Source organism: Candidatus Pseudoscillospira sp. SGI.172, assembly GCF_050313575.1.
Classification (GTDB): Bacteria; Bacillota; Clostridia; order Oscillospirales; family Oscillospiraceae; genus Vermiculatibacterium.
Genome location: NZ_JBNPLQ010000001.1, coordinates 192,060 through 202,692 on the forward strand (window position 1 = coordinate 192,060; position 10,633 = coordinate 202,692).

A 10,633-nucleotide genomic window follows, 5' to 3' on the forward strand; every position below is an offset into this window, starting at 1 on the left:
CGAAAAAAGCGCCGCAGTCGCGGCGCTTTTTTTGACGGCTGGGAGAGGAAACCATGATCTGTCAACACTGTCCCCGTCGATGCGGCGCGGTCCGGGAAGAGACCCTTTCCGGAGGGATATGCGCCATGCCGGCTCTGCCTGTGGTGGCCCGCGCCGCGCTGCACTTCTGGGAGGAGCCGCCCATCTCCGGCACGCGGGGCTCCGGCACCGTCTTTTTTTCCGGATGCCCTCTCCGGTGCGTGTTCTGCCAGAACAGCGTCATCAGTCAGGAGGGGTTCGGGAAGCCGGTGACGGTGGAGCGGCTGCGGGAAATTTTTGAGGAACTGATCGCCCAGGGGGCGCACAACATCAATCTGGTGACCCCCACCCACTTCGCCCACGCCATTGTCCGGGCACTGGAGAAACCGATCCCGGTGCCGGTGGTTTGGAACACTGGCGGCTATGAGCGGGTGGAGACCTTGCGGGCGCTGGAGGGGAAGGTGCAGATCTACCTCCCTGACCTCAAGTACCTGGATCCTGCCCGGGCGGAACGCTACTCCGCCGCCCCGGACTATCCGGAGACGGCCGTTGCAGCTCTTCGGGAGATGGTGCGCCAGACCGGGCCCTGCGAGCTGGACGGGGATGGCCTGCTGCGCCGGGGGACGGTCATCCGCCACCTGCTCCTCCCCGGCGGGCTCAACGAGGCCAAGGCGGTGATGGACTTCGTGGCGGAGACCTTTGCACCGGGTGAGATCTATTTCTCGCTGATGAGCCAGTATGTCCCCCTGGGCCGTGCGGGGGAGTTTGCGGAGATCAACCGAAAGCTCCGCCCCAGCGAACGGCGGAGCGCCGAGGCGTATATGGCCGCCCTGGGGCTGGAGGGGTTTGTCCAGGACCCGGATTCCGCCAGCGGGAGCTATGTGCCAAACTTTGACTTGACGGGAGTGTGAGCCGATGCAGGGCGCCTTAATGGATCAGAAGGGCCGGATAAAGACCCTGTGGTACCTGTCCTGGCCCGCCATTATTGAGCAGGTGCTGGGCACCATGGTCAGCTATGTGGACACCGCCATGGTGGGGACCCTGGGCGCGGCAGGCACCGCCGCCGTGTCGGTGAATGCCGCCCCAACCTGGCTCATCAACGGCATCCTGGTGGGGGTGGGCGTGGGCTACTCGGTCCAGGTCTCCAACGCGGTGGGTGCGGGGGACGAGGCGAGGGCCAAGAGCGTCATTCGCCAGAGTTTTTTGGCCGCGTTGGTCTGCGGCCTGATTGCGTGTTTGATCTACGAGGGCATCTCCGGCTCTCTTCCCCGGTGGCTGGGGGCCAAGCCGGAGGTGTTTCCCCACGCGGTGAACTACCTGCGGATCTATGCCGCCGCCCTGCCTCTGGCCGCCTTCCTGGCCATTTTTTCCGCGGTGCTGCGGTGCATGGGCAATACAAAAGCGCCTCTCCTGTTCAACACTGCCGCCAACCTGCTGAACGTAGTGCTGAACTTCTTTTTCATCTACCCCACCCGGGAGCGGTGGGGATTCACCATCCCCGGTGCCGGGTGGGGGGTGGAGGGTGCCGGCATTGCCACCGCCATTTCCATCGCGGCGGCCGGCGCGGCCACGGGTTTCGCCGCATTCCGCCAGGGACGCTTTACCACCTCCCTGAAGGAGGGCATCCGCCCCGACCGGAGTATCATTCGCCGGGCGGTGGGACTGGGCCTGCCTTCCGCCGCCGAGCGAGCTACCATTAACCTGGGTCAGATCGCCACTACCGCTCTGGTGGCCCACATGAGCACTGTGGCTCTGGCGGCGAACCAAATTGCCACCACCGCCGAGGGGCTTTGCTATCTGCCCGCCTATGGGATCGGTTACGCCGCCATTGCCCTGGTGGGGCAGTCGGTGGGTGCGGGAAAACGGGAGGACGCGGAGGCCTATGGGAATCTCACCGCCGGGCTGGGTTTTCTGCTGTGCCTGGTCACCGGGACCGCGCTCTTCCTGTCTGCGCCCCCGCTGGCCTCCCTCTTCAACACCGATCCCAATGTGGTGGCGGAAGCGGCGCTGGCGCTCCGGGTGGTGGCCTTTGCTGAGCCCTTCTTTGCGCTATCCATCATTCTCACCAACGCTCTCCGGGGTGGGGACGACGTCCGCTTCCCTATGGCGGTGGGCCTGGTATGCATGTGGTTGGTGCGGGTGCCGCTGGCCTATCTTCTGGTTCTCCGGTTTGAGTTCGGACTGGAGGGGGTCTGGGGAGCGATGGCCGTGGATCTGACCCTCCGGGGCATCCTCTGCGCCGTCCGCTGGAAGAGGGGAAAATGGGTCCGCCTGTGCGGACTGGAAAGCTGAACGAACAATGGGAAAAAGCGCCCCGCTCCCTGCTGGGAGAGGGGCGCTTTTTGGTCAGGTGTTCTTGTGCTGCTGTTTCAGTTGTTTTTCCGAGGCGGCCACCACTACGGAGCAGGCGATGTCACCGGTGATGTTTACTGTGGTGCGGGCCATATCCAGGATTCGGTCGATGCCCAGTACCATGCCCATGGCAAGTCCCTCGGCGGGCAGACCCACGGAGGAGAGCACCATGGTGAGCATCACCGCGCCTGCCCCGGGGACGCCGGCGGTGCCGATGGAGGCCAGCGTGCAGGTGAGGATGATGGTGAGCTGCTGGCCCATGGTCAAACTGATGCCGTAGGCATTGGCGATGAAGAGGGCACAGACGCCCTGATAGATGGCGGTACCGTCCATGTTGATGGTGGCGCCCAGGGGAAGAATGAAGGAACGCACCGACGGAGGAACACCCAGCCGATCGCTGGCATCCATGGAGAAGGGGATCGTGGCCGCCGAGGAGGCGGAGGAGAAGGCGAAGATCATGGCGGGCACAGCCTCTTTAAAGAAACGGACCGGGCTGATATGGGCGAAGCCGCCCACGCTGGCCGAATAGACCACCAGCATGTGAAAGAGGCAGGCCCCATAGACGGTGAGAATGACCCCCAGCATAGGCAGCAGGCTCTTTGGGCCGTTGATCGCCACCACGGGGGCCACCAGCGCGAAGACCGCAATGGGAGCCAGCTTCATGATGGCGCCTGTAAGGGAGTACATCGCTTCCGCCAGAGAGTTGATCCCGCGGTAAAGGGGCTGTCCCTTTTCGCCGCACAGGAGGATGCCGATGCCCAGGGCGATGGCGAAACAGATGACCTGGAGCATATTACCTTCCGCCAGCGCCTTGATGGGGTTGGTGGGGACGATGTTCAGCAGGGTGTCTACCACGCTGGTGGGCTCCGCACCGGACACCGCCTCCATTTGGAAGGCAAGGTTCCGGCCCACGGGGAAGAGGTTGGCGGCCGCAAGGCCTATGGTGACGGCCAGCGCGGTGGTGAACAGATAATAGATGATGGTCTTGCCGCCCAGGCGTCCCAGTGATTTGGCGTCGTTCAGCCCACAGGTGCCTACCACGATGGATGCAAAGACCAGGGGGACAACCACCATTTTGATAAGGTTGAGGAAAAGCGTGCCGAAGGGTTTGACCACGGCGGTGGCGAAATCGGCGGGGAGAAAAAGTCCGGCGACGATTCCCAGGGCCAGTCCGATTAAAATCTTGATGGAGAGGTTCAGCTTCTTTTTTTGCATGAGGAGGCCTCCTTACTTGCATGTGGTTTTTATTATCATACCATTTTAACGAGAAAAAGGAAAGAAAAACAGAAAAGAATTCAAATGCTGCCAAAAGAAGTTTGATGGGAGTGGCGAAATAAGTCTGCGCGTGGTATGATTGGACGAAGGAGTGAGAGAAATGGAGTATTTGCCCGCCCGGCAGATTCTTGTGCGGAACAAATCCACACAGTGGTTTGGCACCGACTGTACCATGAACCTTTATCGCGGGTGCTGTCACGGCTGCATTTACTGTGACAGCCGCAGCGAGTGTTACCACAACGAGGATTTCGACACCGTCCGGGCGAAGGCTGGTGCTTTGGAACTGCTGCGGGACGAGCTGCGGAGAAAGACGAGGCCGGTCCTGGTGGGGATGGGCTCGATGTCCGATCCCTACAATCCCTTTGAGAGGGAGCTGGAGTTGACCCGCCGGGCGCTGATGCTCCTCCATGCGTACGGCTGCGGAGTGGCTGTGGCAACCAAGTCTGATTTGATCCTTCGGGATGCCGGGCTTTACGCGGACCTGCAGACCCAGGCCCCGGTGATCTGCAAGGTGACTGTGACAACTGTGGAGGAAGCCTTGGCGGCGCGGATCGAGCCGGGAGCACCGTCCCCGGCCCGGCGGCTTGGGGCAGTGGAAAGGCTCTCGCAAAAGGGGATCTTTTCCGGCGTCCTTCTGATGCCTGTGCTTCCCTTCCTGGAAGACAGTGAGGAGAACGTTCTGCATGTGGTGGACGCAGCGGCGGATGCGGGGGCAAAATTCATCTATCCCGGGTTTGGAATGACCCTTCGAGACCGGCAGAGGGGGTATTATTATAAACAGCTTGACCGCCTTTGGCCTGGGTTGCGGGAAAAATATGAACGCCGGTATGGGGCGCGCTATTGCTGTCCCAGCCCATGGGGAAAAGCACTGTGGGAGACGTTTTCGGGGCGGTGCCGGGAACGGGGGCTTTTGTATGAGATGAAGCATATCGTTTCGGCGGCCAAACGGCCTTATACCGACAGCCAGCTGACCTTTTTTGATATGTAGCGGGGACGGCACTGCCGTCTCCGCTTGCTTTTAGCCCAGGGCCTCGATGGTTTCCGCGCAGACCAGATAGAAGCGGCGCAAAGTCTCGTTGCCCAGTAGAAGGGCGCCGCCCAGGGAACCGAGGACGGAGAGATTTTGAAGGACCAGCGGCCCTGCGGTGAAGGTTGCCACCCGGCTGAGGTTGCGGGCGGAGAGCTCGTTGAGCACCCCCGAGGTGCAGCAGCAGTCGTGGGTGTCGCAGTGGGCGGCACAGCTGCCGCAGGCGGAAGTGTCCCCACCCTCCGAATCCAGGGTCCGGCGCAGTGCCCGGATGGCCCGGCGGTAGGCAGAGGAATTTTCTTCGGTGTCTTCCAGATCAATGAGGTCAAAGGCCACGGCCTTCAAAGCGCATATGCTGAGCTGGTCTACGTCCTCCAGAGCGATCACATCGTCCAGCGGGGTGGCAAAATAGGCGGTTGCGTCGATCTCCAGCAGGTCGTTGTTGCAGGGGGAGAAGCGGTGGAAGGACGCTTCGGCGCTGTCGATATTGTCTGCCGGAGTGGTGGACGGGGAGGGGACGGTCAAGGCGCCGCCAACGGTGAGGGAATCCGTGAGGAAGAAAAAGGTGTTAAAGTCCACCAGCTCGGCCAGGAGAGGATCACAGAGAAGCCGAAGGGCTTCTGCCATGGCACGCTTGCAGCAGCAGTCCTGGGACGGCTGGGGGGCGGGGCGGTGGGAGCAGGGACAAAACTTCTCTGCCGGTAAAGGACAGGCAGGCGCCGTTCCGGCGCGGAGCGCGTCTGATAAAGCGGGGGTTTGGCTGTGATAAAGCTGCAGATAGGTTTCAGGGGTCATAAGCTGCCACTCCCATTCTCAGTTTAAGCAGGCTGTGAGACCTGCCCGGTTCATCGTATGGCGCCGCAAGGCAAGCGGTGCCGGAAAGGCGGACTTCAAATTGTAAAGAGATTTTTAATTTCAGGCGTTTGGTATTGCGTTGGAGCAGAAAAAAGCATAAAATGAATTCAGAAATCCAAAAAGAAACGGGAGGGAAACTCTATGGCTTTTTTTGACGCGTTTAAGGACAAGGCAATTGACCTTGCTCAGACCGGCGTGGCAAAGTCCAAACAGTTGGCTGAGATCGCCAAGCTGAACCTGGCAAACGCCAGCGAAGAGGATGAGATCAAGAAAGCATATATTGAAATGGGCAAGCTTTACTACGCCGAGCGGGGCATGGCCCCTGAGGCGGCCTATGCGGCTCTGTGCGAAAAAGTGACTGCCGCCAAGGTGAATATTGAGGAGAACAAGGCGCGGATCGAGGACTTGAAGTCGGATGGGCTCTCTCCTGAAGAGGACCCGGTGATCGTTGAGGTCAAGCCCGAGGAGCCTGTGTTCCACGATGGGAACGCTGACGACGACGGAGTCCCTCCCGAGGAGCCGCCCCAGGCGTAATGTCCGGAATTGCGTTGGGCGCAGGCAAATCAAACCGGCAGCGTAAAAAATCCCGAGCCGCTGAAAGCAGTTCGGGATTTTTTGCGCTGAAAAGACGCACATAAAAGCAAAAGCGCCGCCCCGGAGGGCGGCGCTTTCTAAAATTCGGGAGATCAGAAGATCCGTCTGGCGTAGACGTAGGTGTTGCTGTAATAATTGGAGTACAGGCTGTCATACTGCACAGCGTAGCTGTTGGTGGAGGCGTGGATGAACTGACCGTTGCCCACATAGATGCCCACATGGGAGACAGGGGTGGAAACACGGCCATTGTAGAAGAAAACAAGATCGCCGGGCTGCCACTCGCCCCGGGCCACGGACACGCCGTTGTTCAGCTGGCTGCTGGCCGTACGGTTGAGCGTGTAGCCAAAATGGGAGTAGACATACTTGGTAAAGCCCGAGCAGTCAAAACTGTTGGGGCCGTTTCCGCCCCATACATAGGGCCTGCCCAAAAACTGCTTGGCATAATCCACCACCTGCTGGCCCAGGCTGGACGAGGCGGCGGCAACAGTGCCGTCTCCCCGGGAACCGGCGGAGTCCTTGCAGGTGACCATAAAGTCGCTGGAGACATAGCCGTTCATGCCGTTATATGTAATCTTGTACCAACCGGAATCGATGCCGGTGATCTCGACCACATCACCGTCATTGAGGGTAAAGATATGGGTGTAGCCGGTATTGGGGCCGGTGCGCACGTTGAGGGTGCCGCCGCCGGTCTTGACCAGGCCGTAGCCGATGGTCACATCGGCCTGTGTGCTGACATCCAGATAGGATGCGGACATATAGCCTTCGACGGATTTATAGTCCACCTTGAACCAGCCGTTTCCGGCATCTTCCAAAACGACAACGGAAGTGCCCTTGGAGGCGGTGGCGAGAATGGAGGAATCGGTGCTGGCCTCGGCACGCATGCGAAGGGCGTCTGCGTTGACGGTTCCGATGCCCAAGCTGGCAGCGGAAGCACCTACGATGCACAGAGTGGACAGGGCGGCAGTCATGACGGCGGCACGCAGAAATTTACCGGAAAAAGGCATGGGACTCGTCCTTCCTTTCAGCATTTCATTTGTATTGACGGGAATTTTATTTCCCAGAGAGTGCGCGCTCCAACCAGATGCAGCCCACGTCCATGGCGGCGTAGAGACTGTCCTTTTCGCTCTTTTTGACCACCCGGTCCCGGCTTTTCAGATCGGGGTCGGTGAGCTGGAGCTGAACGGAGACCCTGGTGGACACATCCATGTCGCCTTCCTTTTTGGAAGAGAGGATCTGCAGGGCGATAATATACTTGTCGGCCATGCTGCCGTAATAAATTAAGTTGTCCTTCCTGCGAAGGGGATGGCCCTTGTAGACCAGGGGAAATTCGTTTTTGTCAGCCATCGAATACCTCCTTTGACGGTTGCCGTACTTTTTATAAGCTGTAACCGAATTGTAACACATTGATACCGGGGTGTCAACGCTTGACAGGAAGAAAGAGGAAAGAAAAATTTGCCAAACCCCTTTGGAAACGCTATACTGAAGCAAAATGGGAGAGATGTGAATGACTTTTTTGTGGAATGTTGCGGCCACACTTGCGTTTTTGCTGGCTGCTGGGGCTTTGGTGCTGCGGTGGCTGGATTCCTGTGGTGCGGATGTCCCGGCGCCTTTTTCCGATCCGCTGCCCGCCCGGAGAGGAGAGAGGCCGGACCGGATGACGCTCGGGAAGGTCTTTTTGGCGGCTCTGCTCTTTCGGTGTGCAGCGGCGCTGGGGAGCCTGGTCCTCTACAACGTCTGGTCCGGGGCGGCGCTGGGCCTTGCCGAGCTTCCGGAGCTGTGGTGCCGGTGGGACGCGCCCCACTATGTCAAGCTGGCAGAGCTGGGCTATGGGGGCTATTTGGAAGGCGGACAGCCGCTCTTCCTGGTGTTCTTTCCCCTGTATGTCTGGCTGATGCGGATTTTGACCGTTGTTTTCGGACACGCCGCGCTGGCCGGGATGACGGTGAGTTTCCTCTGCTTTGCCTGGGGGTGCGTGTATCTCTATCGACTGGGCTGTGAGGAGTACGGCCCCCGGACGGCCCGACGGGCGCTGCTCCTGCTGGCATGTTACCCCTTTTCTTTTTTCTTTGGGGGCATTATGACAGAGAGCCTGTTTTTCCTCACCACCGCCGCGGGACTCTATTCCATCCGGCGCCATGCGTGGGGAAGGGCGGCGATATGGGGGATCCTGGCCGCCATGACCCGGATGCAGGGCGTGATCCTGATCGGGGCGGCGGTGGCCGAGCTGGGCAGTGAGCTCCGCCCGCTGGCCCGGACCGGCTTGGCCCGGCGTCAGGCGTTTGGGGTGCTGGGCAGAAAGCTTCCTCTGCTGTGCGCCCCGGCGCTGGGCAGTCTGGTCTATCTGGCCCTTAATTTTTTTGTTGCCGGGGACGCATTTGCATTTACCCGGATGCAGGAGCACTGGAGCCAGGGATTTCAGTGGTTTTCGGAGGTGCTGGTCTATCTGGCCAGGAATGCGATGACCTGGCCGAAACTCTCCACGCGCTGGGAAATGTGGATCCCGGAGCTGGTGCTTTTTCCTGTCGTTGCCCTGCTGCTTTGGAAAAGCTGGAAAAAGCACCGCAGTATGCTGACGCTGTATGGCTTTGTCTATTTTATTCTCAGCTATTGCCTGTCTTGGCTGCTCAGCGCGGGACGGTATCTCTCCTGCGCGGTGCCCTGCTTCCTGTTTGCCGCCGACGAGCTGGAGGACAAGCCTGGGCGGACGGCCGTTCTGCTGGCCGGGATGGCTGTTTTGCAGGCGATATTCCTGTACCGGTATCTCTGCTGGGGACAGGTGATGTAAACGGAAACCCCCTGACTCCAATGTGGAGCCAGGGGGTTTTTGCGGCCGGGATCGTTTAATCGACCGGGGCGCCGAATAAACTGTCGAACAGGCGGACCACCGTGGCAGTCAGGGCCGCCAGCATCAGCAGGCCTTCTCCCAGTTGGGCCCAGGTGACCCCAAGAAGGGTAATGGTCATGGCGTACCGGGTCATCAGGTAGGCGTGATAACCGCCCAGGGAGGCCAGCTCGGCCGCCGCCGCGGCAGGAGCAAAATGGGGAGAGACGCAGGACAGGACTACCAGGAGAACGCCGCCCAGAAAGAAGTATCGCTCGTGCATATAGGGCAGGAAGAAAGGGATCCCCAGGCAGAGCGCGGTTCCGGCGAGAAAAAGCTGCATGTCGGACAGACCATTTTTCCGGAAGAAGAGGACCGCCAGCAGGGCCAGTGTGAACAAAAACGCCAGCAGGATGCCTGTTCGGGCGCCGGCCTCCGCATTCACGTCCATGCCGTAGGGGACAAGGGAGAAGACGGAGGGGGAGTTGAAGTTGAGGTATCGGTGCTGGCTGGGATCTCCCGCCTGGGTGAGGTAGATGCTCAAAATGTCGCCCACGGGCTTGCCCAGGAGCAGGGCGGGGACCATGGAGAGGAAAAAGACGCCGGGGAAGACAAACAAATGGCGGAACTTGACCCGCCCGGAAAACCACAGGGCGCACCAGAGGGGGAGAAGAAAGACTGCCTGGAGCTTGAAGGAGAAAGCCAGGGCCAGCAGGGCCAGAGAGCTCTTGGGCCGCTTCTCCAGCGCGCAGGCCAGCGCGTGGAGGCACAGTGCGGTGTAGACGGCGTCGCACTGGCCCCAGCAGGCTCCGTTCAGGACAACGGTGGGGAGAAGGAGCAGAACGCAGAAGCAGACAAGCGGCGCTTTTCCGCCCGCCCCCGCCAGCTGCCGGGTCAGCCGAAGACCGCCCCAGGCCAGCAGTACGTCGAAGAGAATGGAGAAGAGCTTGATGAGCGGAAGATCGGGAATGGGCAGATAGGAGATCAGAGCCAGCAGATAGAGATAGGGCATATTGTAGTTGCCTACAGGGTCTTTCAAAGCGGCAAAACCGCCGTTTTGCCGGAAATGCTCCACCCATTGGGAGAGAAAGTCCTGATAGTCCAGGGTGGAGTGCGGGAGGAGGAAGGCCCGAAGAAAAAGTGCCAGGCCGATGGGCAGCAGCAGGATGGCCAGGGTGTCGCGATTATATCCGGTCCGCGCCAGAAGGACCACCGCCAGCGCCCCGACAGCCAGCAGGGCCAGAGGGAGAAAGATACGGCCCAAAAGTGTGTTGCCCGGCAATGTGAAGCAGCGCAGAGCGGCCAGACCGGCCAGAAGGAGCCCCAAAACGGCGCAGGGCCGCGTCAGATCTTTTTTCAAGGCAGAAATCCCCCCGAACATGAAAAAAATCTGGATTTCTCCAGATCAAAGACAAAATTACAGTTGACTTCCAGCTATTTACATGGTATACTAAAACGCTACTATCCACGGGAGACCATTTTCTGCCACCCTCCCACGGTGGATTCAGTTTATCACAGGCGGGGCCCGCGCGCAAGACCAATGGGCCGCAAAATGACAACTGCCTCGTGCGTTTCAAAAATGAAAGGCGCCGACGGTTGTGCGATTTGACGAAAAAAGTGCGACAGACGGCGGAGAAGGGGGCCCCGGCGGGGAGCCCGGACTGCCAAAAATACAGAAAACGAGGTGTGAT

General features: G+C 60.0%; 10 protein-coding genes. 5 read left to right on the forward strand and 5 right to left on the reverse strand.

The window, feature by feature from the left end; genetic code table 11:
- The first annotated feature begins 53 nt into the window (after positions 1-53).
- On the forward strand, positions 54-929 hold the full coding sequence (locus tag ACQRD3_RS01110; protein ID WP_427779280.1) for a radical SAM protein: 876 nt from the start codon (positions 54-56) through the stop codon (positions 927-929).
- Positions 930-933: 4 nt separating this feature from the next.
- Positions 934-2,310 (forward strand): MATE family efflux transporter, encoded by a 1,377-nt coding sequence (locus ACQRD3_RS01115; protein WP_427779282.1) that lies wholly within the window; start codon positions 934-936, stop codon positions 2,308-2,310.
- 54 nt (positions 2,311-2,364) lie between these two features.
- On the opposite strand, the gene ACQRD3_RS01120 is transcribed toward ACQRD3_RS01115, so the two are convergent.
- Entirely contained in the window at positions 2,365-3,585 is a 1,221-nt protein-coding gene (locus tag ACQRD3_RS01120) for a dicarboxylate/amino acid:cation symporter (protein ID WP_080906103.1), read from the reverse strand.
- A gap of 160 nt (positions 3,586-3,745) precedes the next feature.
- Here ACQRD3_RS01120 and ACQRD3_RS01125 point away from each other — a divergent pair, with 160 nt between their 5' ends.
- Positions 3,746-4,633: a radical SAM protein gene (locus tag ACQRD3_RS01125; RefSeq protein ID WP_427779285.1), complete on the forward strand. Its 888-nt coding sequence runs from the start codon at positions 3,746-3,748 to the stop codon at positions 4,631-4,633.
- Positions 4,634-4,663: 30 nt separating this feature from the next.
- On the opposite strand, the gene ACQRD3_RS01130 is transcribed toward ACQRD3_RS01125, so the two are convergent.
- Complete coding sequence (locus ACQRD3_RS01130) at positions 4,664-5,467, reverse strand: CotA family spore coat protein (protein ID WP_427779286.1); 804 nt, start codon at positions 5,465-5,467, stop codon at positions 4,664-4,666.
- Positions 5,468-5,668: 201 nt separating this feature from the next.
- On the opposite strand from ACQRD3_RS01130, the gene ACQRD3_RS01135 reads away from it, so the two are divergent.
- Positions 5,669-6,061 (forward strand): serine proteinase, encoded by a 393-nt coding sequence (locus ACQRD3_RS01135; protein WP_080906100.1) that lies wholly within the window; start codon positions 5,669-5,671, stop codon positions 6,059-6,061.
- A gap of 152 nt (positions 6,062-6,213) precedes the next feature.
- On the opposite strand, the gene ACQRD3_RS01140 is transcribed toward ACQRD3_RS01135, so the two are convergent.
- Together ACQRD3_RS01140 and ACQRD3_RS01145 are read right to left on the reverse strand one after the other, a co-directional pair.
- Positions 6,214-7,125: a C40 family peptidase gene (locus ACQRD3_RS01140; RefSeq protein WP_080906099.1), complete on the reverse strand. Its 912-nt coding sequence runs from the start codon at positions 7,123-7,125 to the stop codon at positions 6,214-6,216.
- Between the two features lie 46 nt (positions 7,126-7,171).
- Positions 7,172-7,465, reverse strand: coding sequence for a hypothetical protein (locus ACQRD3_RS01145; RefSeq protein ID WP_080906098.1), 294 nt, complete (start codon positions 7,463-7,465; stop codon positions 7,172-7,174).
- Positions 7,466-7,625: 160 nt separating this feature from the next.
- On the opposite strand from ACQRD3_RS01145, the gene ACQRD3_RS01150 reads away from it, so the two are divergent.
- Positions 7,626-8,906, forward strand: coding sequence for a glycosyltransferase family 39 protein (locus tag ACQRD3_RS01150; protein ID WP_080906097.1), 1,281 nt, complete (start codon positions 7,626-7,628; stop codon positions 8,904-8,906).
- A 55-nt stretch (positions 8,907-8,961) separates the two neighbouring features.
- Here the strand turns inward: ACQRD3_RS01150 and ACQRD3_RS01155 are convergent, their stop codons facing one another.
- Positions 8,962-10,302: a glycosyltransferase 87 family protein gene (locus ACQRD3_RS01155; protein WP_427779289.1), complete on the reverse strand. Its 1,341-nt coding sequence runs from the start codon at positions 10,300-10,302 to the stop codon at positions 8,962-8,964.
- Positions 10,303-10,633: the final 331 nt, after the last annotated feature.